The organism is Nonomuraea sp. NPDC004580, assembly GCF_040609855.1.
GTDB classification, from domain to species: domain Bacteria; phylum Actinomycetota; class Actinomycetes; order Streptosporangiales; family Streptosporangiaceae; genus Nonomuraea; species Nonomuraea salmonea.
Window position 1 is genome coordinate 1 of record NZ_JBEXLH010000011.1, and the last position, 22,616, is coordinate 22,616.

19 protein-coding genes are annotated in these 22,616 nt (G+C 64.2%); 13 read left to right on the forward strand and 6 right to left on the reverse strand.

Annotated features, from left to right (window positions below):
- Positions 1–526: 526 nt before the first annotated feature.
- Positions 527–745 (forward strand): hypothetical protein, encoded by a 219-nt coding sequence (locus ABZW11_RS14220; protein WP_355416267.1) that lies wholly within the window; start codon positions 527–529, stop codon positions 743–745.
- A 964-nt stretch (positions 746–1,709) separates the two neighbouring features.
- Here ABZW11_RS14220 and ABZW11_RS14225 read toward each other — a convergent pair.
- Positions 1,710–1,949: a hypothetical protein gene (locus tag ABZW11_RS14225; protein ID WP_355416268.1), complete on the reverse strand. Its 240-nt coding sequence runs from the start codon at positions 1,947–1,949 to the stop codon at positions 1,710–1,712.
- Positions 1,950–2,176: 227 nt separating this feature from the next.
- Between ABZW11_RS14225 and ABZW11_RS14230 the strand changes: the two genes are divergently transcribed.
- Genes ABZW11_RS14230 through ABZW11_RS14240 form a run of 3 tightly spaced genes read left to right on the forward strand, consistent with a single transcriptional unit; the run spans position 2,177 to position 6,929 of the window.
- Positions 2,177–2,992, forward strand: a complete 816-nt coding sequence (locus ABZW11_RS14230; protein ID WP_355416270.1) for a site-specific DNA-methyltransferase — start codon at positions 2,177–2,179, stop codon at positions 2,990–2,992.
- A gap of 18 nt (positions 2,993–3,010) precedes the next feature.
- Complete coding sequence (locus ABZW11_RS14235; RefSeq protein ID WP_355416272.1) at positions 3,011–4,876, forward strand: AAA family ATPase; 1,866 nt, start codon at positions 3,011–3,013, stop codon at positions 4,874–4,876.
- 22 nt (positions 4,877–4,898) lie between these two features.
- Entirely contained in the window at positions 4,899–6,929 is a 2,031-nt protein-coding gene (locus ABZW11_RS14240) for a hypothetical protein (protein WP_355416274.1), read from the forward strand.
- A gap of 38 nt (positions 6,930–6,967) precedes the next feature.
- Here ABZW11_RS14240 and ABZW11_RS14245 read toward each other — a convergent pair whose 3' ends face one another.
- The gene (locus ABZW11_RS14245; RefSeq protein ID WP_355416276.1) at positions 6,968–7,954 is read right to left on the reverse strand and encodes a hypothetical protein; all 987 of its coding nucleotides are present in this window, start codon (positions 7,952–7,954) and stop codon (positions 6,968–6,970) included.
- Positions 7,955–8,507: 553 nt separating this feature from the next.
- Complete coding sequence (locus ABZW11_RS14250) at positions 8,508–8,735, reverse strand: winged helix-turn-helix domain-containing protein (protein ID WP_355416278.1); 228 nt, start codon at positions 8,733–8,735, stop codon at positions 8,508–8,510.
- A gap of 950 nt (positions 8,736–9,685) precedes the next feature.
- Between ABZW11_RS14250 and ABZW11_RS14255 the strand changes: the two genes are divergently transcribed.
- The gene (locus tag ABZW11_RS14255) at positions 9,686–9,991 is read left to right on the forward strand and encodes a hypothetical protein (RefSeq protein WP_355416280.1); all 306 of its coding nucleotides are present in this window, start codon (positions 9,686–9,688) and stop codon (positions 9,989–9,991) included.
- 349 nt (positions 9,992–10,340) lie between these two features.
- Here ABZW11_RS14255 and ABZW11_RS14260 read toward each other — a convergent pair whose 3' ends face one another.
- Positions 10,341–10,727: a GntR family transcriptional regulator gene (locus ABZW11_RS14260; RefSeq protein WP_355416282.1), complete on the reverse strand. Its 387-nt coding sequence runs from the start codon at positions 10,725–10,727 to the stop codon at positions 10,341–10,343.
- 146 nt (positions 10,728–10,873) lie between these two features.
- On the opposite strand from ABZW11_RS14260, the gene ABZW11_RS14265 reads away from it, so the two are divergent.
- From ABZW11_RS14265 to ABZW11_RS14300, 8 genes are all read left to right on the forward strand, one after another.
- Positions 10,874–11,209 (forward strand): hypothetical protein, encoded by a 336-nt coding sequence (locus ABZW11_RS14265; protein ID WP_355416284.1) that lies wholly within the window; start codon positions 10,874–10,876, stop codon positions 11,207–11,209.
- A complete protein-coding gene (locus tag ABZW11_RS14270; RefSeq protein WP_355416286.1) occupies positions 11,202–12,572 on the forward strand; it encodes an FtsK/SpoIIIE domain-containing protein in 1,371 nt (456 codons plus the stop codon). The genes ABZW11_RS14265 and ABZW11_RS14270 overlap by 8 nt, the downstream gene beginning before the upstream one ends.
- 5 nt (positions 12,573–12,577) lie before the next feature.
- Entirely contained in the window at positions 12,578–13,225 is a 648-nt protein-coding gene (locus ABZW11_RS14275; protein WP_355416675.1) for a DUF2637 domain-containing protein, read from the forward strand.
- Between the two features lie 13 nt (positions 13,226–13,238).
- Positions 13,239–13,571, forward strand: coding sequence for a hypothetical protein (locus tag ABZW11_RS14280; RefSeq protein WP_355416289.1), 333 nt, complete (start codon positions 13,239–13,241; stop codon positions 13,569–13,571).
- Between the two features lie 12 nt (positions 13,572–13,583).
- Entirely contained in the window at positions 13,584–13,745 is a 162-nt protein-coding gene (locus tag ABZW11_RS14285) for a hypothetical protein (protein WP_345390576.1), read from the forward strand.
- Positions 13,746–13,980: 235 nt separating this feature from the next.
- Positions 13,981–15,312, forward strand: a complete 1,332-nt coding sequence (locus ABZW11_RS14290; protein WP_355416292.1) for a replication initiator — start codon at positions 13,981–13,983, stop codon at positions 15,310–15,312.
- A 17-nt stretch (positions 15,313–15,329) separates the two neighbouring features.
- Positions 15,330–15,500, forward strand: coding sequence for a helix-turn-helix domain-containing protein (locus ABZW11_RS14295; protein ID WP_355416295.1), 171 nt, complete (start codon positions 15,330–15,332; stop codon positions 15,498–15,500).
- A complete protein-coding gene (locus ABZW11_RS14300) occupies positions 15,497–16,849 on the forward strand; it encodes a tyrosine-type recombinase/integrase (protein ID WP_355416298.1) in 1,353 nt (450 codons plus the stop codon). The genes ABZW11_RS14295 and ABZW11_RS14300 overlap by 4 nt, the downstream gene beginning before the upstream one ends.
- A 774-nt stretch (positions 16,850–17,623) precedes the next feature.
- Here ABZW11_RS14300 and ABZW11_RS14305 read toward each other — a convergent pair.
- Together ABZW11_RS14305 and ABZW11_RS14310 are read right to left on the reverse strand one after the other, a co-directional pair.
- Positions 17,624–18,406, reverse strand: a complete 783-nt coding sequence (locus tag ABZW11_RS14305) for a PfkB family carbohydrate kinase (RefSeq protein ID WP_355416301.1) — start codon at positions 18,404–18,406, stop codon at positions 17,624–17,626.
- Positions 18,399–21,836, reverse strand: a complete 3,438-nt coding sequence (locus ABZW11_RS14310) for an ADP-ribosylglycohydrolase family protein (protein ID WP_355416304.1) — start codon at positions 21,834–21,836, stop codon at positions 18,399–18,401. Before ABZW11_RS14310 ends, ABZW11_RS14305 begins: the two co-directional genes overlap by 8 nt.
- Positions 21,837–22,616 lie beyond the last annotated feature (780 nt).

Genomic DNA, 22,616 nt, shown 5'->3' on the forward strand with positions numbered 1-22,616 from the left:
CGCCAGATCGACAACTACGTGGTGTGGCGTCTGCGTCGCTTGATGATCAAGAAGCGGGGACGCAATCTGCGGGCCGGTCAGACGGCGCAATGGACTGAGGAGTGGTTCAACGGGCATGGCCTGCATCGCCTGCGTGGCACGATCCGCTATCCGAAGGCGGCGTAACCATGTCAAGAAGATCATCGGTAAGCCGTATGCGGGAAAACCGCACGTACGGAATTGAAAGGGGGATGGGGAACCGGGCCTTCACGGCACCGCGCCCCTGACTACCAATGCTCTCGGCGACGCCGCAAGCTGACCCTCTGGGGACGCTGCCGGCTGCGAGACCATCCCCGCGTGGGGGTGACCCGAGATGGAAGATCGTCATAGCCTGGGTGAAGCCGGGCCGCCAACACCGCTGCTAATGTGGACCGCCAACCCCTGTTTCCCGCCCGTGGGGTGAGTGTCATCTCGCTGATCGGCGGCCCCAGCCTGATCGTGGCCGGGACCCTCCTGCGACGACGCTGGCCTGCGCGGCCTGGCGCTCATGACGCTGTTGTCCGACCCCGGCCCGCTCGATCGGCGCGTGCCCGCCAACCCAACCACGGCGAGTGCCGCCGCCGGCTGGTCGCTGTTCGGCCTGGCCGTCGCCGCCCTCGCAGTCGCCTCCCTCGAACCCGATCCGGACGTCACCTGGGACGAGGCGCGACTGGCGGCCCTCGCCGGCCCCGGGCTCACTCGGGGACGCACAGAACGTGGATTTTGATGGACAACGTCCTGTCGGTGCGGTTCTTCGACGAACCTCGTAGCGGCGGGGGACGTCGCCGAATGGTTCGAGTTTCGCCTTGCCTAGAGGACGTCCGGGATCGGGCCGGTTGGGGCGGCGAGGTCCGTGATCTCGTACCGCCGCTCACGGCCCGTAGGCCGCTGTACGGGCGCGCGCCGCGTGGCGTCGGAGGGACTCATACGGCGCCTTTTCACTATCAGTGGATGGTCGATCCTGGCCGCTCTGGCCAGGGGCGGCCACGATCAGTTAGAGGTCAGCGGGCAGGACCGTCGATGCTGTCGAGGATGATCGTGGGTGGCAAGCGCAGAATTGACCACCGACCGCTCTGATCTGCGCACGTACTTGGCATGATCAACGCTGGCGCTGGTCGCATCGCCCAGGCGGTTGGAGCGGGTCGCTGGAGGTTGGAATGGCCGAAATTTGGGCCCTGGCCTGGGGGAACGTCGCCAAGATCATCCCTCATATGTCCCCTGATCATGGACGTACGGCTACGTACGGGCACTGTCAGTTGCCTATCGAGGCCTGCCATACAAAAGACCTGCGGCTGTGAAACCGCAGGTCAGGCGCCTGAAATGCCGATCTAGGTGAGTGCCCCCGGCAGGATTCGAACCTGCGGCACCCGCTTTAGGAGAGTGCGTGTTGAAGGGCAGGGAGATGCAGGTTCACCTGGGGAAACGTGGTTGCCGGCCCGTATTGCTTGTGTGATCATCCCCCGTATGTCCCCAGTTCGTACGGCGGGCAACTCGCGTCATCCGGTGGCAAGCCGACCCGGAGCACAGGGCCGCTAGGCCCGAGCACCGGAAGCGGCGCGGCAGCCTTGAGGCATTGAACTACGGCAACGCTTACTCAAGATCAGGGCGCATACGGTAGTACCTCAGGACTGTCGGTGCCTACGCGTACGGTCGTCAGCGTGAGATACGACTGGTGCGAGACAGTCCCCCTGCTAGGGGGTTGTCTTCGATGCGGGTGTGGGTGCGGTGTACTCTCGATGCTCGACAGTACGACCCGTCCGGTCGGCCCATGCGATCACTTCGCGGATGTCCCAAATCGCCCCGGCCTTCAGTTGAACAACCGGTTCAGGGAAGCCGACTTGGCGCATGCGCCAGGCGTTGACGGTGTTCGCCTCCACGCCGAGAACCCAACCGACCTCCGCAGCTCCGGCGATGAACTCCGCCTCATCCATGAGGAGATCGTAACGGGCTCGTTTGGAGCTGTCTTCTGGACTGATCGCGCGTTTGGGTAGCAAGCACCGTCGGAAATCTCTTACACTTGCCCGGGCAAGATAGCGCGACTAGGTTGGGAGACCGAAAAGTGAGCGAAGCAGCCAGCAATGTAGGGCCTTCGGCTCTCCACGCTGCCGGGGAGCTGCACGGTAGAACTTGGTCTCTGTATCAAGGTGACTGCGTTGATGTGCTGCCTCAACTGGACAAAGAATCCATTGACTGCGTTATCACGTCTCCGCCCTACTACTGGCAGCGAGACTATGAAGTCGATGGCCAGTTTGGTATGGAAGACACCATAGCGGGCTACGTTGACAACCTAGTCAGGACCTTCGCGGCGCTACGACCAGCGCTGAAGCCGAGAGGTACGGTCTTTCTCAATCTAGGCGACACGTACTACAACGCCAAGGGTAGACCTCACGGCCAAGATGACAAGCATCGACGACGTCGTATGTCGAGGCTTCGAGCGGTAGATGGGCCCGGTCTTGGCTTGCCACGCAAATCACTGATCGGCATCCCATGGCGGGTTGCCCTTGCGCTGCAAGCTGATGGATGGATCCTGCGGAGCGCGATCACCTGGGTTCGCAAGACGAGCATCCCCGAGCCCACCGCAAAGGACAGGCCCTGGCGTCAGTATGAGCTGGTCTTCCTGCTGACCAAGAGTGTTAAGTACGACTTCTACCGTGATGGCCTGATTGTGGACGAAGGTACCGAGAAGGAGCATCGAGAGGAGGATGTCTGGTTCATTGAGCCGGAGCGTAACTCCATCGCGAGGGGTACTCACTACGCTCCCTATCCGCGAGCACTCGTCAGGAGATGCATCGATGTGGGGTGTCCCGAGGGCGGTACCGTCCTTGATCCATTTGTAGGAGGGGGAACTACCATGTCGGTAGCCCTCGACATGGGACGAGACGCCGTAGGTATCGAACTCAGTGAGGAATTCTGCCAACACATCACGGAAGTTCTGAGGGCAGAACCGGACAGGATTCCCACGACGGAGTCGTGATCCACTAGTATCGCATGGGTGCCCTACCCGAGCATCGACCTACTCGCCGCAGCAGCCGACGGGCTCAGGGATCGTGATCCCCTTGCGGTCATCAGCATCCCAGCACTGCTTCGTGGAGCACGTAGATCAGGCATAGCGCCTACTGATCTACAAAAGTTCGGCTCCCGAGAAGAAAATGATATCCTTAATGCCTTCAAAGTCGGCGAGGGCAGCAAGCCGTTTCTGGCAGTCTGGAATCAGCCTCCCCAAATGGTGAGGCGAGACTACTCTGGGTCTACCCTTCAAGCGAAGCGCACCCGAGACGCTCTGGGACGCGCGATCTTCTCGGACAAGGTGAATCCACAGACTAACAAGCGAACGCACTTCGGTCTTAAATCCGATGCAGGGATTGTTCTTGGAGCTGAACGCCCCAAGGTTCCCAAGATTTGCCTTGCCGCTTGGTTGGGGCGCAAAGAAGACGTGACAGAGATTAGCGATCTTCTGGACTGGTTCGATGATGAATTCCCTCTAGACGGCACCGACTTAGATGCCGTCTACACCAGCGATATCCCCGCAGAAATAGCCTCCCTCCAGCGACCACTCTCAGTCACGCTCCCGACGAACGAAGAGATCCTAGCGAGACTTGGTGTGAAGGCACCCGTGACCTCAGTGCCGGAGACTGTGCTAGCTCAGGCAACGGCGGCAACTGTGCTAGATGACGATCTGGAATGGACGCGGGATGTCTGCGTCTACACCCTCAGAAATCCTAACCCGCAGGCCATAGCCGAGGAAGTATTGGCTGACCTGGAGCGCCGGAATATTGAACTTCCAGACGCGGCCCGGCTCGTTCGGCGGTGTGTGACGGCGCTTCTATTGGGCCACCTCATACTACAGGGTCCTCCGGGAACGGGAAAAACTACTCTGGCACGCGCACTGGCACGAGGATTCCGGGCTCAACTCATTGAATCAACCGCCACCAGTGACTGGTCGCCCTACCACGTGGTGGGTGGACTCCGCCCTAATGCAGCCGGCGGCTTGTCTCCTTCCTACGGAAAGGTGGCACAAGCAGCTCTGTCGTGCGCCGAGATAGTGCGCGATGCGGCGAATGCCGAAGCTGCGGAAGTAGATAGAGATGATCCAGCTCTCTTCGACCTCAATAGCGTTGCTTCAACGTCGACTGGGGATCTTCAGGCAGCCTGGCTATTCATCGATGAGTTCAATCGAGCAGACATTGATAAAGCAATCGGTTCGCTTTACACGATGCTCTCTTCGTGCGATCCAGAACATCTGCATGATACACCCATCGACCTATGGTTTGAGACAACTCCGGGTCGGGGTAAACTGTGGGTTCCTGCCCGGTTTCGCATTATCGGCGCGATGAATGACCTTGATACGTCGTTTGTCAACCGAATCTCTCAAGGGCTGACTAGAAGATTCCAGTTTATTCATATAGGCGTACCAAAGGTCACGGGGACGGAGCAGGTCCCTATTAGCTCAGAGCTAGAAAGTGCATTCGCGGGCGCCTACGCATCGCTGGACAGGACGTATGGATCTGCTCTGACGCTACCCGTAGCTGAGGATCTGCGCTCAAAGCTGGACGCAGAACTTCAAATACTTCAAAGCGTGGTAGACCATCTTCGGAAGCCAAACAGTGGTGCAGGATGGCCTGTGGGCACCGCTCAAATCGTGGACGTGCTCAGAACCGTTCAGCTTCAGTCGGTCGCAAATAATCCTGACGAACAACGTGAGGCTCTTGATTTTGCACTCGCAGATCTATTGGTCCCACAGATGAGCTTTATGGACGATGCCCAGTTCGAGTCATTCAGTGTGCTATTCGAGGAGCACAGCCTGGTTGCGGCACACGATGCGCTTCGCCATCTCTTCAACCCTCACACCCTTAGCTGACTAGTTGAGGTGAGGCGCAGCAATGTCAGGTGCTTGGCTTGATCTCGATACTGATGGTGAGACTCTAGATGAAACCGAGGCTAGAGGAGGCGCCCTAAGCGCTGTAGGCCGTAAGGCTGCAATTGCCGCGACGTTGCCTCTGCTGGGTCTCTATTTCACTTCCGGGGAACAACCACTCACTGTATCTCCAACGCTGGGCAAAGCGGTGAGCGGATCGTTGCTCCACGAACTCCTAGCGGGCTTGCGGCTCCGCGTTGCTCTTGCCGCTGCGGCACGCCTTGAAATCATTCTTTCCCGGATATCTGAGCGACCCACCTTTCGCTATCAGTTGACGTCACTTGAGTCAGTGGGCGCGATAACGGGTCAACTAGATGTCAATCGCTACACGACGAGTTTCGGAGCTGTAGCAGAGGCTCCGATCTATCCTGTCATCCATGTTGAGCGAGCGCAGGAGACAGCGGAGAACGTTCTTGTTGCGTACGCGGCTCTTTGGCTGCTTAGGGAGCTACATAGTTCGTATCAATCCAGCGTTGCGCCGGCCACTGCGCCAGAAGCACAGGAATACGGCCGCAGGACGCGTGCGCTAGACGAACTTCTCCGTCTTCCGTGGCTTGCAGGCTGTATTCGTAAAGCTGACGAAGTTAGGCGGCGCCAAGATGAGCATGCTCTCATCGCAGCAGCAAAGTCTCGGTTGCGGCGTCGTGAAATTGCGAATGCCACACCATACCGTGAGCTTGTGAACTGGATAGAGCGATCACTCGAAGGACAACCAGCGGCAGAATCGGGCGACTTGGATTGGTCTTTCTATGGAGATCGATTTGATACTAAACTGTTCGAATTGTGGTGCCTCCATACTCTTGCTCAGGAGGTCTCCCGCCAGTTGTGTGTCAATATGCCGACAGTGCACCTGAGCTGGCGCAGCGGCGATGCCGCTTACAAGTGGGAACGTCCAGCTGGTACCCTTACCCTCCATTTTCAGCGCTCTATATCAAGCATATCCTCAGGACACAAGCCCGAATGGCGCCGTCGAGAAGATAATCAACGCTCCTTGGGCGGCATTCCTGACATCGTGGCCCATGCGACTAAGCGTTCTGATGGTACAGAACACATGGCGATCATTGATCCTAAGCTACGACAAAGAGGTGGTCCTCCCACGGAGGAGCTCTATAAAGTGCTGGGCTACCTGAGCAACCATTCCTTGATGTCATCACCTCGTGGTGCGATTCTTTACCACACTACGGCGGCCGAAGGTGAGCTTCCGAGCTATTCCTACGAAAGGCATGGAGCGTCAGGCGCCCTCCATGCGGTTGCGCTAAATCCCGCTAGACCCATCCAATCGCGCAGTGCCATTGGGCCAGTTGCAACGATGCTTCTCGGCCTCCTGGATATCCCACCTCTTCTTGCTTCTGTTGGCAAAGAACCGATCGCCGACAACGACTCAGAAGCCTCAGCCGAAGTACAGGTAAGGGCGCGGTCCCTTGAGTTGCAAGCCTTGGCTGCCGCAATGCCGAAGAGCTTGCTTGACGCTTCAAAACGTAGGCTAGAGACGGTCATAGGTAAGGGACGTTGGACTGTACTAACAAGCGAGATCCAGACCATGCTCGCTACATCGGAGCATGTGGGGTTCTCGCTCGATCCAGCCGCTGATTTTTCAGGCCCTGTGATAGGAATCTGTGCAAGCGCGGAAAATATTCTCCATGACTATATATTTGGTCCTGCTATTGCACATAACACTCAGCTGGGTAATGGATACAAGACGCTCGGGCAGGTTATACATGCGACTCTAAAAGCGTTGAACAACGGTAATGAGGAGCTTCATCAGGCCATCCTGGCTCAACTGAATAGGATGAATGTCGTACATGCCACTGCACAACAGCTCATGCAGGACTTGGCGAATATGAATAGGCGATACCGAATTCCAGCGGCTCACCGTGATCTGGTCAGTGAGGCAACGTGGCAAGCAGCCTGGAATGTCGTGATCGGACCTACAGGCCTGCTTGCCCGAGCAGTTGACGTGCTTATACTAGGAACTCCGCCTAGTCCGAGCCTGTGATTCCCCTTGCTAAACTGCGATGTATCGTATATTCGATCCTAGATTTGTTTTACGTAGGAGCGGTATTCGTTCCATAAGACCTGACTTGCAGTGTAGCCGATATAGCGCAAGCGCAGCTCGTCTGCAATTCGGTGTTGCTCTGCCTCGGCGGCGCTATCTTTCATGGCCTTGAATAAGGTGTCGAGAGGGATAGAGAGGAGGAGGAGTTCATCGCGGAGAAGCTGACGATAGCCGTCAAGGACATCCTTTGCTGCCTGATCGTCCGGATGATGAATTAGGATCATGAGCGGGGGGCCATGTCCAGGACTGCGGTCATATGCAATGGCCGCCCCAAGTGCATGGCATCGAAGTAGTTGATTTACGCGTCGGCTTCTGAATAGCGGATTTGTAGGATTCCAAAGATTTGACCGGTCGGCCAGTGCAATATACTTGGGACGTAGAGCCGGGTCAATGTACCGGCTGTTGAAGCGGTCAATATACTTGACCTCCATGGAGATCGGCATAATGTCGGTGTTAGTCTCTACAATTATCCATGCATCGAGGATTGTGCGATCTCCTAGAAGCTGAATCCGTTGCTTTGGCGCGTACTCAATCTGTGTATCTATGATGCGTTTGATCGGCTTCTTGAGCAGGATGGCGTATACTCTAGTCATCCAATCTTGGTGCGCCGCCATCGACCCAAGAATGTTTATGGTCATCGCCTGGCTTGATGTCAGGTAACTTGTGCAGCGGACCGGGTCTACCCCCCATCCGTTTTGTCGCCTCTCAAGATAGAGCTGCTGGCTGTGATCTGAGATAAAGTTTTTTCCCGCCTGAGAATCCTCTGGGGCAAGGATGCTTCCAAGAGGGCAACCGTTATTCGCTCCAGAAGTTCGTCCGTAACGTTCTAGCCCCAACACATAATACCGGTACCAAGATTGATGGAACCGTGCTCGGGCTGCAAATAGCGATTCTGATTGACGCTGGGGGCCGATTAGCATGAGCTGTCGTTCTAGCTCGCTTGGTTGATCTCGTGGAGGTGTCATGGGTTTCCTTGAGTATCGAGCGGAGAGCAAGTGTCCGGCTTCATCAACCTTGCGCTATTCGATAGGCGTTTGTATCGCTATCCGCTTCGCCGTGAGCTAGCGCGTGGGCGGTACGGGCCGCGACCGGCCGAAGAGCCGCAGCGCGGCCCGTGACCGCCCGCATGCGCGGCAGGCCGCCGCAGGCGGGCTGCCCTTGAAGTCGTAGAGAAAGTACTCATCGAGTGATCTTGCAGTCAGTCGTCCTATGGCACTGACCTGCGGTTCTTCGACAGAGCCGGCGGTGCTTCCGGTCGCCGTGGTAGTCGATGTGGCGGGTCGTGGTTCCAGGTGTGGTCGTTTCTCGGCTGCTTCGCCGCTGTTTAGGCCTTGCAAGTGTCGGCGTGGGTGCTGCCGCCGGCCTGGCCGTGGGCGTTGACGAAGCTGCCGAGCTTGGGGACGGTGTAGATCTTGTCCGCGGCTCTCAAGCGCTTCATAGCCTTACGTATGGTGGGGCGGGAGACGCCGAACCGTACGGTCGAGACGCGCACCTGACATCACGAGAGGTGCGGGCGATCTACTGTGGCGCGACTATGGAGCCCTTGCCGGGCTTGGTCGTGATCAACCCCCGGCCCCTGAGGTCCTCCATCGCCTTCCGTACGGTGACGCGGGCGACGTCGAACTCCTCCTGAAGCTTCACCTCGGAGATCAAGGTGAGCGGCGGGTAAGTGCCGTCGTTGATGCGCTCTGCGACGACGTTCGCTATCTGCTCCCACTTGTAGAGCCTGGGGTCCCATTCGATCACAGGCAGACCTTACGTAGCAGTGGACCTATCGGCATAGAACAGGCATGGTCGAGAATTCTATAGACAGCATGGGACAGGCTAAGTTAGGTTGATCGGCATGGCGTTGGTGAGCGACGGTCGAGAGCCCCTCCGGGTGGGGCTTCTCCCGCGCTCTCTGCATGGCCTATCGAGGGCGCGCTACGCGGCTGACGTCCGCTGCTCGCTCACCAACGCCCTTCCGGCAACCGTGGCTCTTGGCGGCGCGTCTCGACGAGCGTGGCCATGGGCATGGCGCGAAGGGCGGTGGCCTGGTGGCCGCATTCGGTGAGTATCACAGCGCGCACTTTGGTCCGACTCGCCCAGATGCGTTCCCAGTGCGCTGGGAACGGAAGCAGAAGCGGGTGCGCAGCGTCCGTGTTCGTGCTCACACCTGCGATTGCCTGCCGGTGGTTTTCGAGCAGTGCGTAGCCGGCGGGCTGGGGTTCGTGCGGCGCTACGACCGTACGGGGTCAGCGACGGTCGTCATGGATAGTCCATGGGTAAGCGTCCCTCAGGCGCAGCTTCTCTGGCAGCAGCTCATGACCGGCGAAGCCAGGTGACGACGAAGGCCGCGTAACGGGATCCTCGCTCGCACGATGTGATGTGAATCACAGTAGCGCTGCAGCCGCTGGGGCTTTGCGGCGATATGCGCGATCCGTCGCCACGCGTCGGCGAGGAAGAGTGTCGGCAATGGCAGGGTTCGGGTGCATTCGCGGGCGGCGGGCTTCCCCTTCTGATCCCGTGGCCGGGCCTCTGAGCTGCGAAAACCAGGGAACGCGCAAAGTAGCTGAACCGTTACTCTGGCGAGTCCACAAGTTCGCGGCAAGGAGTTGCGATTGGCCCTACAAGGTCCTGTCCTCGCTGTTCTCACGTCCGTGCGTCCCCGCGGTTGTCGAGCTGCGAGAAGAAGGTCCGGGATGCTCGACCCGAGCATGAAGGACCGACTGGTCCCGGCGGTGCGGGACAAGGCTACGGCCGAACGAGCACGTTCCGCCTCGTCGCCGGGCGGTGACCGGTGGAGCGCATCCACGACAGTCAACCTCACCTCGAAGGCGGAGCCGGTAACACCCCTCCCGCCGTCGTTCGCCCAGCTGCGGGCCAGAGCCGAGGCGGTGGCGAAGCTGTACGCCGACCGGCGAGGTCGCGTGGCGTACTCACTCATGACAGCGGAGATGCGTACGGCGCGATCCGCGACGCTCACCCACGTAGAAGAGGGCGGTCTCAAGGGCGGCGAGTGATGCTTCCTCGTGCCCGGCCGGAGGAGATCTCGGCGGTAACGGGGGAGCCGCCGATCGACGGGCCCGGCATCCAGCGGCCTTCCCGGACCACACCCGCCGCGACGATCGGCGGCCACGTTCTCGACATGGGGCTCATCGTCTCAACGCTCAGCCTCGCCGGCGTGGCTTACCAGCTGGTTGGCGAGGTCGCTCTCCACCCGTCAGGTAACCCGGGGTCGCTTCGGTGGCCTGCCTTCACGAACGGGGTAGTAACTCGTGGGTCTAAGTGAGATAGAACGACAGGTCCTGCTGCGTGAACTGGCGAAGATCGCGGCCGACCTGATCGAGCTTCAGCGTCACGCGAGCAGGATCACTTCTCGTCTTGATCTGGACGCGTCCGAGCGTCCAACTCGTCCAACCTGATCGTCAGGCTCTCCACATGCTCGCGAATCTCGCGCAGCTGCTCGGAGATGATGCGGAACTCTTCGCTGTGCCCGTCCGGGGTGGTGCCGGCGGTGGTGTCGTCGTCGGGTGTACGGCTGACGAAGCTGCCGGCGCCCTGACGGGTCTCGATGAGTCCTTCGTCGCGGAGGACGGCCAGGGCGTTGCCGATGGTCATCATGGCGACGCCGTACCGGTCTGCCAGTTCGCGGGCCACCGGGAGGCGCTCGCCGACCGCGTACCGGCCTGATGCGATGTCGCGCCTGATGTCCTCGGCGATCCTCAGGTATGGCCGGCGCCGGTCGGTGGTTGCCATACCTCCACAGTAGCGGTTCTAGATGCCTAGGTCTCTGGGCAATCTCTAGGGAAACTTGGAACTCCGACCGGCCAACTCGGTTTCGAGAGCTAGATACCTAGGTATCTTTGTATATAGAACATCGTCGTCCAAGGAGACCAGCTCTCATGCGCACTATCCCTATCCCTGTCGACACCACCAAGCTCGTGATCACCTGCGTGAAGGCGCCCAAGCCGCGGCTCCTCAACAAGGACACGGGCGAGATCAAGACCGACAAGCACGGCAACACCGTGTACGAGGTGACCGTGTCGGTCGAGGATGAGTTCGGCCGGATCGAACTCGTCCGTATCGGCACCTCCGGCGAACCTCCCATCACAGCGGGCCAGCAGGTCAACCCGACCGGCCTGGTCGGCTACGTGTGGGAGATCGCCGGGCGGTGGGGCATCTCCTACCGCGCCGAGGCGCTCCTGCCCGCCGACACGGGGGAGCCCCTCCGTGTCTGACACGCACCTCCTGTTGCTCGGAGTCCTGGCCGCCACGGCGGCCGGGCTCTGGGCCTGGCGCCGCTGGTACTACCGGTCGTACTGGCTGGTCGTCGCCTTCCCGCTCACCGCGCTCAGCGTGTGGGCCACCTGGCGCAAGGTCGCTCTCGGCTGCGGGCTGACGAAGAAGCGGCAGCGCTTCTGGTTCACCACCGTGCCGGGGCTGGTCTCCTCGACCGGCGTCGTACGGGTCAGGCGCAGGTTCCAGCGCGTCGCCGTGGACACCAGGCCGTTCATGTGGCTGCCCATGCCGACCCGCTACGGGTGGCGGGTCACCCTGCACACCCTCGAAGGCCAGATCCCGGGCGACTTCGCCGACGCCGCCGAACGCCTCGCGCACTCCTGGGGCGTGCACGCCGTCCGCGTCTCCTCGCCCCGCCCCGGGCGTGTCGTCCTGGCGGCCACGGTGCGGGATCCGCTCGTCCGGGTCGATACCGTGCCCACCTCGCCCGAACTGCTCAAGGTCACCGTGGGCAGGCTGGAGACCGGCGGGCCGTGGGTGATCGACTTCAAAACCGTCCCGCACTACCTCAACGCCGGTGCCACGCAGTCCGGCAAGTCCAACCTCGCGAACGTCCTGGTGCAGGGCCTCGCGCCGCAACCGGTCGCCCTGGTCGGCTTCGACCTCAAGGGCGGGGTGGAGCTCACGCCGTACGAGCCGCGGCTCTCGGCGCTGGCCACCACCCGCACCGAATCCGTCGCCCTCCTCGACGACCTCGTCGGCCTCATGACCAGCCGCATGGCCGTGTGCCGCGAGGCCGGCGCCCGCAACATCTGGCAACTGCCGGACGAGCAGCGTCCGACGCCCGTCGTGGTCCTGGTGGACGAGCTGGCCGAGCTGTACCTGATGGCCGACAAGAGCGAGAAGGACGAGATCGCCAAGACCTCCACCGCGCTCCTGCGGGTCGCCCAACTCGGGCGGGCCTTCGGGATCTACCTGTTCTGCTCCGGCCAGCGCATCGGCTCCGACCTCGGTCCCGGCGTCACCGCGCTGCGCGCCCAGTGCTCCGGCCGGATCTGTCACCGGGTCAACGATCCCGAGACCGCCACCATGACCCTCGGAGACCTCGACCCCGCCGCCCTCGCCTCGGCACGGGCCATCCCCGCCGAGACACCGGGCGTCGCGATCGTCGCCTCGCAGGACGGCCAGTGGTACCGCGCCCGCTCCTTCTACGTCAGCGAGCAGGCCGCAGAACACGCGGCCACCGCGTACGCCGGGCTGGCCCCGTCCTGGGAGGACCTCATCTCCGGCCACGCCGCGCGGATGAGCGACGCCGATCTCGCCGACTTCCTCGACTCCATCCCGGACCCGCGAAAGGCGTGAGACCGATGCGATGCCTGGCCCGCTGGCTCATCGACACCGGCCCCGTCCTGGTCCTGGCCCTCATCGCCGGGGCGGGCTCCTTCACCCATATTCGCGACACCGCCCGCGAACACGGCCAGTCCGGCTGGATGGCCTGGGCCGTGGCCGTCTGCATCGACCTGACCTGTGTCATGGCCGCCCGCGAACGCCAGCGCGACAAGAAGACCGGCCGCACTCGGCGTGGCCCGATCTCGTGGCCCGTCCTCGTCCTGAGTGGAGGAATCGTCCTGTCCCTCGCCGCCAACCTCCAGCAAGCCGACCCGACCGTGTGGGGCTGGATCACCGCCGCGACACCACCGGCCGCCTTCCTCGTCGCCGTCTCGATGCTCGAACGCCGGGCGTCGAGCGCTGGGGTCGCACCGCCAGCCGGCGCCGCTGAGACGGAGCTGTCTGAACCTCGTCCCGCCGTCCCCGCGCCCGACCGTCCCGCTCTCGACACCGGCCAGGACGAACGGCCCGGACCGTCCCCGGCACTCGTCGACTTCGCCCGCCGGGTCGCCGACGAGCACCACACCAAGCACGGCAAGCCGATCACCCGGGACGCACTACGCGCTCGCCTGGGCGTGTCCGACCAGCTCGCCACCGACCTGCTCCACACCCTGCACACCACCTGAAAGGCCCATCACCATGCAGTACGAGCGAGACGCTCTCATCGCCGGTCTCATCGCCCTGGCCGGCCTCCTCAAGGCCAACCCGAAGCTGCCCATGCCGGTCTCGCCGGTCATCGCCTACGCCTTCCCCGCCAAGGGACCGGACGACGAGATGTGCGCCGAGGTCGACAAGATCGCCGCCCTGCTCGGCAGCGGAATCGACCCAGAGCAGCTGCCCTACGGCCACTACCAGACGGCCATCGAGTTCGGGCCGGTCCGCTACGAGTTCACCGCCATCCTCGCCGCCGCTCGCGCCCGCTACGCCGCCATCGACAGCTACCGCGACTCCATCAAGATCGACAACCCGTAAGGAGACACCACCATGCGCATCCGCCTCGAAGGCAGCCGCGCCGAACTCGCCCTCGGCATGATCCACCTCCGCCAGCTCTTCACCGTCACCTCCATGTCGCGCGCCTACCCCGCCCGGCACCGGGCGCGGCACTACCGGCTCTACCTGACCATCAGCCCGCGCAAGGACCAGTGACACATGACTCCAGAGCAGGGCGGCTGCTGCACCTGCAACGGCACCGGCCTCTACGACGACCAGACCTGCCGTGACTGCCACGGCACCGGCATCGACAACCACGGCGCATAGCCGAAGAACCCCTCACCTGGCCACACAACCGCCAAGTTCCGCGCCAGGTGAGGGGCCATCCCGATCCAGATCGCATCCGGACAGGACGGATTCCATCTTGCACCACCCACACGCCATCGCCGGGATGATCTCCCGGCTTCACGACCCCGAACACAACCGCTGGGCCTGCCAGATCAAGCGCACCGGCGGCTGCCGTCAACCCATCCACCTGCGCGGCAAGGTCGAGCACTACGACCGGGCCACCGGCCGGCTGCTCCACCGCTACAGCACGCGGCACGAGCCGAACGGCGTCCTGCGCGTGGCCTGCAAGACCCGCCGCGCCTCTCGCTGCCCGGCCTGCGCCGAGGTCTACCGGGCGGACACGTACCAGCTCATCCGGGCCGGCCTCGTCGGCGGCAAGGGCGTGCCGGAAACGGTCAGCACGCACCCATGCCTGTTCGTCACCCTGACCGCGCCATCTTTCGGAACGGTCCACACACGGCGGGAGAAGAACGGAAAGGTCCTGCCCTGCCACGCCCGCCGCGACGCCGAGGTCTGCCCGCACGGGCGGACGATGTCCTGCACGAAGCGGCACCGCGCCGACGATCCCAGCCTCGGTGAGCCGCTCTGCCCGGACTGCTACGACTACGACGGCTCGGTGCTGTTCAACGCGATCAGTCCTGAGCTGTGGAGGCGTTTCACGCTCGCTCTGCGCCGCAGGTTCGCTCGGCTCAACGGGCTGACCGTCAAGGCGTTGCGCGAGCACGTCGGCATCGCGTTCGCCAAGGTCGCCGAGTACCAGCGTCGTGGCGTCGTCCACTTCCACGCCGTCATCCGCCTCGACGGTCCGGACGGACCCGACTCACCGCCGCCGACCTGGGCGATGGCCGACACGCTCGAAGAGGCCGTCCGGCATGCGGCGGACGTGGTGACGGCGGAGGTCAAGCCACTGAGCCGGACCTTTCGCTGGGGTACGCAGCTCGACGTCCGACGCATCACCATGGACGGCGATCTCACCGAACAGGCCGTGGCCGCCTACATCGCCAAGTACGCGACCAAGGCGGCCGAATGCGTCGGCACCCTGGACCGCCGCATCCAACCTCTCGACGACCTGGAGGCCCTTCCCGTACGTGATCACGCGCGGCGCCTGATCGCCGCCTGCATGCGGCTGGGCAGTGAACCCGGGCTGGCCGATCTCCGGCTCACCCACTGGGCTCACATGCTCGGCTTCCGCGGCCACTTCTCCACGAAGAGCCGCCGGTACTCCACCACCCTGGGCGCGCTGCGGGCCGCCCGCGAGGAACACCGGCGTACCGAGGAGATCGCCACTGGCCGCCTGCCGCTCTTCGACGAGGACACCGTCCTGGTCGTCGCGCACTGGCAGTACGCCGGGCAGGGGCTGTCGCTGGGTGAGCAGCTCCTCGCGGCGGCGCTGACCGGCGTTCCCGTTCCGAGCGCTGGCGGTGGTCCTCGATGACCAGATCCGACCAGCTGATGACTGTCCCGGAAGTCTGCGCCGAACTCGGCGGAGTCTCCCGCCGCACCTTCTACCGCTGGCGGGAGCTGGGCCGGGCGCCGGTGTGCGTCCAGCTTCCCAATCACGAACTCCGCGTCTGGCGGAGCGACCTCATGACCTGGCTCGACGCCCGGCGGGAGGGCAAGTGAAGACCACGTACGACGTGAAGCTCGGCCAGGTGCAGCAGCGTGCCAACGCGTTCATCGCGCGCTGGCGGGTGGCCGGCAAGGGGAAGTCCAAGAGCTTTCGCACCAGAGGGCTGGCCAACGCCTTCCTGTCGGACCTGCGGCAGGCGATGAAGGCGGGGGAGGAGTTCGATGTCGCGACCGGGCTTCCGGTGTCGATGGTGGAGGCTGAACCGGAGGGGCCGTCGTTCCTGGAGTTCGGGCAGGCGTACGTCTTGCGGCGCTGGAACTCCTCGGCGGCCAGGACCCGCGAGACGGACGCGTACGCGCTCCTCACGCTGATCCCCGCCCTGGTCGAGGACGCTCCTCGCCGCCCCGCCGCCGAGGCGCTGCGCGAGGTGCTGCGCATTCACGCTCTCCTGCCGGAGGGCAGGCGCGTCGTGCTGAACCCGTCGCAAGCCGTGGCGTTGCGCTGGCTGGAAGGGGCGTCGTTGCCCCTGACGGCGCTGGGGGAGGCGGACGTGCTGCGTACGGCGCTCGATGCCATCTCGGTCACGTTCGCCGGTACTCCGGCTGGGGCGAACACCGTGCGCCGTAAGCGTGCTGTCCTGCATCACCTGCTGGAGCACGCGGTGGAGCAGAAGGTGTTCGGTACCAACCCGCTCGACGGCATCAAGTGGTCGGTGCCGAAGGCGGTCACGTCCGTCGATCCTCGGACGGTCGTCAATCCCGCTCAGGCTCGGCTGCTCCTGGAGGCCGTGCCCAAGGTCGGTCGCAAGCGAGGACCGAGGCTCAAGGCGCTGTTCGCCTGCATCTACTACGCGGCGCTCCGGCCTGAGGAGGCGGCCGATCTGCGGGTGCGGAACTGCACGCTGCCCGAGGAGGGATGGGGGCTGATCGTGCTGGAGAAAGCCCGGCCGCAGGGCATCAAGCGGTGGACGAACTCCGGTGAGACTCACGAGTCCCGCGGTCTCAAGCACCGCGCCGACAGGGAGACACGCGAGATCCCGATCCCGCCCGTCCTCGTCGCGCTGCTGCGCGAGCACATCGCGAAGTACGGGACTGCTCGCGACGGGCGCATCTTCCGTACGAGCACCGGCGGCGTCTACTCCAGCTCCGCGCACTCTTACGTCTGGCAGGAGGCACGGAAGCTGGCCCTTACGCCGGAGCAGGTCGCCTCGTCGCTCGCCGCCCGCCCGTACGACCTGCGCCACGCGGCCGTCTCGCTCTGGCTCAACGCGGGCGTCCCGGCCGTCGAGGTCGCCAAGCGTGCGGGCCATAGCGTCGATGTCCTTCTTCGGGTCTATGCCAAGTGCATGGACGGGCAGCAGGACCAGATGAACGGCAGGATCAACGACGCTCTGGGCGGCTGATCCCGTTCTCAACAGGTTTGGCCCCGGCCTGGCCGGGGCCTTGACCTTCGACACCCGAGTCATTCCCGCTGGAGCCCGTGACGTTGCGCCACTCTGGCATGCACGGGCCGCGAGAGGAGGACCATGAACAGCGATCAGAACCTCTCCGAAGAGCCGCGCCGCGTGGGGCGCCCGCCGTACGGTCTGCCGATGCGCGACCGGCGTCGGCCTGCCGCCGCGTCCGACTCGCTCGGCTGGAGACGATACGCGACCCCGGTCCCGCCCGCTCCTCGTGGCCGGCGTCTCCGGCTGCCGCGGTTCGCGATCGTCGCCGGGCTGCTCGGGAGCATCAGCGTCGGCGTCTGGTCGATCTCGTGGCATGCCAACAGCTCCGTGCCGCGTACGACGGTCGTCGCAATGCCGACGCCCCGGGCTGAGGCTGAGGCGATAGCCCCTTCTCCCTCGCCGTCTCCAAGCTTCACGCCTTCCAGCCTGGCGCCTCGAACGCCGCCGCCCTCGGCAAAGCCCAAGCCGCGTCACAAGGCGGAGCAGAACGACAGGAAGCGCCGACGACGTGCAGCACCGGTTGTGCCACGTCCGGTCCCGCCTCCCGTGAGCAGCCACGTCGAACGGAAGGCACCGGTGCCTCGTCCCAAGCGTGCGGAGGAACGCCGGCACGTTCACCGCGAGCCGCGGGAAGTCTCGCCGTACGCCGATAGATGCGATGCGCTGTTCCCGCCGGGCCGCCCTGAGCACCGGATCCGCAACCAGGTGTGCCACGCTCTGCTGGGATAGCTATAGGTCCGTGTGGGGCATGGACGACTTCGTCTGTACGGTCGTTGCGGCCCAGGTGAGGCCCAGCTTTACGCCCTCCGCGAGGGTCCGTCCTTGGGCGAGTTCCCAGAGGAAGCCGGCGGCGAAGGCGTCGCCTGCTCCCGTGACGTCCACCGCCTCCGTGGGAATGGCCGGGTAGTGGGTGCGCTCGCCTGATGAGTGGACGGTGACGCCCTCGGCCCCCTCGGTCACGACGGCGGTGGCGTCCTCGGGGATCGTGGAGAAGTCGTTGCGGGATCCGATCAGGTAGCGCATGGCGGGTGTTGTGCCCGGCGGGACGCTGGTGACCAGAGCTCCTGCGGCTGCCATCGTCTGGGCTGGGGCGGTGAAGGGGGCGTGCCAGGCGGCGAAGTAGACGATGTCTCCGGGGGCGACCTCATCGACCGGGATCGCGATGGTGTGCAACAGGTCGGGATGGATGCCGATGATCGTCCGTTCGCCGTCGGGTTCGATGAGCAGGACGACTGAGGACGTGTGCCCTGGCAGGACCTGGACATGGTCGACGTTGACCCCGGCCGCCGTGAGGGTCGCCGTCATGTTCCGGCCCGGGGTGTCGTCGCCGATGTAGCCCACCATGTGGACGCGGCCTCCGGCCTGGCTCAGCGCGACGGCGACGTTGGCGCCGGTGCCGCCGGGGCGTTCGACGCTTTCACTGGCCTGGACGAAATGGCCGCTGGGCGGGATGTGATCGACGTACAGGGCCAGGTCCCAGGCGATGGGGCCGATGATCCAGAAGTCAGCCATACGCGGCCTGCCGCATGGCGCGCAGTCCTTCGGCGAGGGTGTTCAGCTCTGGGGGGAGCGCGACTTGCGGTGTCCAGGGGATGTCCGCCGTGTCCTGGCGGCAGTTCAGGATGCCTCCGATGATTGCAGCCACGGTGTCAGTGTCCCCACCGATGCTGACCGCATACCGCATGGCTTCTACCGGTTCGTCGTGAAGGTGCAGTACGTGGAGGATCGCCCCCAAGGTGTCCATGACGTCCAGCGACACCCCGCCTGGGCTGGGCACCCAGCTTGTGGGGATGGGGATCGCGAAATGATTCAGCTCTTCGCAGGCAACGGCGATGAGGTCCTCGGCGGGGCAGCCCTCCAGCGCCCACGATCCCATGGCCGCCACTGCGCAGGCGGTGGCGATGGCGTGCGGGTCGGCGTGGGTGGTCTTCGTCATGCGTACGGCCAGGTCGCGGCGGCGGTCGGCTTTCGTGGCGGGCATGGCCCAGCCGATGGGGAGCACGCGCATCATGGCGCCGTTGGTTGCCCCGCCCTCGGCTGTCGCTTCGCCGGTGGTCGTGAAGCGTTCCACCGCTCTGCGTGTGGTGGGGCCGGCACCGCGCATGGTCGGCAGGGCTTCGGCCAGGGCCTGAAGGAAGGCCACCTCTGAGCCGCCGGTGTCGATGAGGTTCCTGGCGAGCAGGATGAGTTGTTCGGTGTCGTCGGACGTGCTGCCGAGCGGCCAGTCTCCTCGGGCGGCGATCGTGTCGGTGAGGTGGATGTCCTGAGGTGGTTTGCCCTCCCACGGGACGCCGAGGGCGTCTCCGCAGCAGAAGCCGGTGAGGCCGTTGAGGATGCGTTGCGCGGGCGGGACCGTCTGGTCCGGGAAGAGCTGGGTGAGGACGTCGAAGCCGCCCCAGGCGATGGCGTGGCGGCCGCGGTCGGCGTACTGGACGTGTTTCCGGCCCTTTGGGGCGAGGCGAGCCAGGGAGAGGCAAGCGGAGGCCACGTCATAGGGGGTGCCGTGGTGCTCGAACTCCTGCAACGCCTGTACGGTCAGCTCCCATGCGGCCGTCTCGTCACCTTCGGCTCGGCGGACGTCGGCTTCGCTGTGGGTGACCTTCGCGGCGAGGAGGCCGTCGCCGAGGTCGCGGGCCATGCGGCCGGCTTCGGCGAGTGTTTGTGCGGCTTCCCGCATCTGGCCGAGGCCGCATCGGGCCTTGCCGAGGCCGTGCAGGGATTGGGCGATGCCGCGGGCGTCCTCTGATGCCTTGCGGATGGCGAGGGCTTCGGTCTGGCTGTCGAGGGCGGTCTGCCAGGTGCCGGTGGCTTCGGCGACGAGTGCCGCGTCTTGGAGCAGGCCGGCGTACAGGGCCTGGTCGCGCTGGTGGACGGGGCGGGCGGCGACGTCCGTTAGGGCCTGGCTGATCAGCGTGTTCGCTCGCTCTACGTTGCCTGAGAAGTATTCGATCTCGCCGAGGAGCTTGAGCCACGGTGCTTGGTCGGTGGAGATGCTCATGCCTTCCGTGGCGTTCCTGCGGCCGTCCGCGAAGCGCCCTCGGTACAGCTCGATCTCGGCCAGCCGGAACAGGAAGCCTTCGCGCGCGTCCTCGCCGGTGAGTGCCAGGGCCGCGTGGGCCAGGTGTTCGGCGTGGTCGAAGTCGCCTCGGCAGAAGGCGACCTCGGCGCGTACCAGGACGGCGTGCGCTGAACTGAAGGGGAGACCGTTGATCAGGGCTTCGGCCTGGGCCCAGTTGCCGAGGCCGAGATGGGCGCGGGCCACCCGGTACAGGCAGCGGCCTTTGTCCTCGTCGGAATCGATGCGCAGGTCGCTGAGGAGGGTGGCCAGAGCGCGGCAGCGGTCGAAGCGGCCGGTGGCGAGGCTGCGGTCCATGAGCGCGGCCCAGGCTGCTACTCCTTCGCCGGAGTCGAGGTGGCTCAGGTGGTAGGTCGCTTCCAGCTCGGCGGTGAACTCCTGGCGTTCGCCGTAGTGCCTGGCCAGCACTTCGTGGGCCTTGCGTACCTCGTCCGGGCGGACGCGTTGCAGGGAGCGCCGCAGGATGGAGTGCATGGTGTACGCGCCCGTGCCGCTGGCCGTGCCGCCTCGGATCGGTGAGATGAAGGAGTAGGCGGTGAGCTTGGCGAAGGCGCTGCGGTCGGACGGGAAGTCGAGTGCTTGGCCGAGGTGGTTGAAGGTGTCGGCAGTGAAGGAGCGGCAGGCGCTCACGGCGATGATGCCGTACTCGGCTTCGGCGGGCGTCCATTGGAGCAGCCGGCGGGCGAGGTCGCGTTCCTTGTCGATCAGCGTCGAGAAGTCGCCGGGGCTGAGGCGGGGGCCGGCGGCCAGGGCCACGTCCGCGCAGAGGCCGAGGAAGTAGGGGTGGACCTCGTTCGGGGTGGTGGAGGCGTAGGTGACGAGGGCCGCGCGCATGGCGGGGTCGGTGATGCCGGCGAGGGTGAGGTACTGCGTCGCGTCGGCGGTGGTGAGGTGGCCGACCAGGCGGTGATCGATGTACTGCTCGGGGATGGGGTAGACGGGTGCGTTCGGCCAGGGTGGGCGGGTGCGGCCTGCCACGATGGCGACGATTCCGGCGCCCAGGTCGAGGTGGCCGAGCAGGCAGCGTAGCCACTCGTCGCGCATCAGCTTGTCGGCGTGGATGAGGCTGTCCGCGTCGCCGATGGCCTCGCCGAAGAACGCCTCGTGGGTGTCGAAGAGCAGGACGATTTTGGGATGGTCGGCGGTGGCGTCGTTGAGGTCTCGGGCGAACAACCGTGGCAGCTCGTCCAAGAGGTCCGGCTCGGGGACCAGGGTCAGGATGTGGTCGGCGTCCTCTCGGGAGAGGCGGCGTCGCATGCGGCGGCGGGTGAAGGTCTCGTCCATGCGCGAGTTGAGCAGCTGAAGGAGCTGGTGGCCGACGCGCAGGATCGGGAGCGACAGTACGGCGTCGGCGATGTCGAGCGCGATGTCCACCTCGCTGCGGGGGAACAGCTCGGGGATGCGGTGGGCGATGTCGAAGCCCAGCTTGTGCAGGTAGGTGATGGCGGCGAAGTCGAAGCGCGGGGTGGCGATTCGGTGCTGGGCGAGTTGGCGCTTGAGCATGAACAGCGCCGAGAACGCCTCCTGCGGCCGGTTCTCGCCGGCTGGCCGGGCGCCGAAGTCGATCCTGGCCACCGGCACCTGTTGGCCGTGCTCGGCGAGGCGGTCGAGCAGTTCGGTGTCGGGGATGTCGCTGATGTCCGGCCAGCGGTCCGTGTATAGGCAGGCGCGTTTCTCCAGGTGGCGGAGGAGTAGCGACTTGCCGTTGCCGCCGAGGCCGTACAGGTAGAGGATCCGCTCGGGGGATGAGTCGTCGTTGACGAGGGTGACGACGTGGCGGGTCAGCTCGAAGCGGTTGGCGAAGAGGTCGAGCGAGCGGTCGTGCGCGACTATTGAACGGGCTGCGCCGTCTGGAAAGATCGGCATAGGTCAGCCCTGTGTGTATGTGGGTAGCAATATGTGTCCCGTCCCGGGTAGACGAGTGGTGCGACGGCGTTGTTGCCCAGGGTCCTTCACAGGGGGCTGCCGTCCCGCATGGTTTTACACCTCCGACCGGTTCGCTTCTACCTTCTTGGCCTTTTCCGTTCTGCTTCTCGCAGTGTGGCGAGCAGGCGACGGCTTCTACGGATGGGACATCTACCTCAAGTCGGGAGATAGGGAATATCAGGAAAGAAGCAGAGGCTTCAGTTGGCGGACGAACTCGACCACATCCGCCTTATAGTCTCGGCCTGGTCCGCCACGGACAATCTTGATATCGAGTACCTTGGTGACGTCCTGCTTCCAGGCTCGCGCTTGTGCGCCGATGACGTTTCCGTCTGTATCCATGATGGGGGCGCTATAACCGGGACCGGCATCCGCAGGGAGATCAGTTCCTTTGTCCGCGACTTTCGAATTCTGTAGGGCATCTATAGTCGATGGGAACGGGTTGTGCAGCTCGACGGACAGTAACGCCTTGTCTTCAAGCGCAGGGGACCTGCTGATGACGCAGTGCGAGAAGTTAGCAGCTGAGCTGGAACCACTCGCGTAGAAGTCGTCTCTGCCCAAAGCTCGCGCGATAGCCTGGTGCGCAAGAATCCCGCACTTTGCTTCTGCTGGAGGAGCCGTCACGTTACCCAGCGGACGACGATCCGCAGGAGGTGGTGGAGGCGAGGATGAGCATGACGCCCCGACAGAGAGAGCGACTGCCAACAGCGTTGTGACGAACGG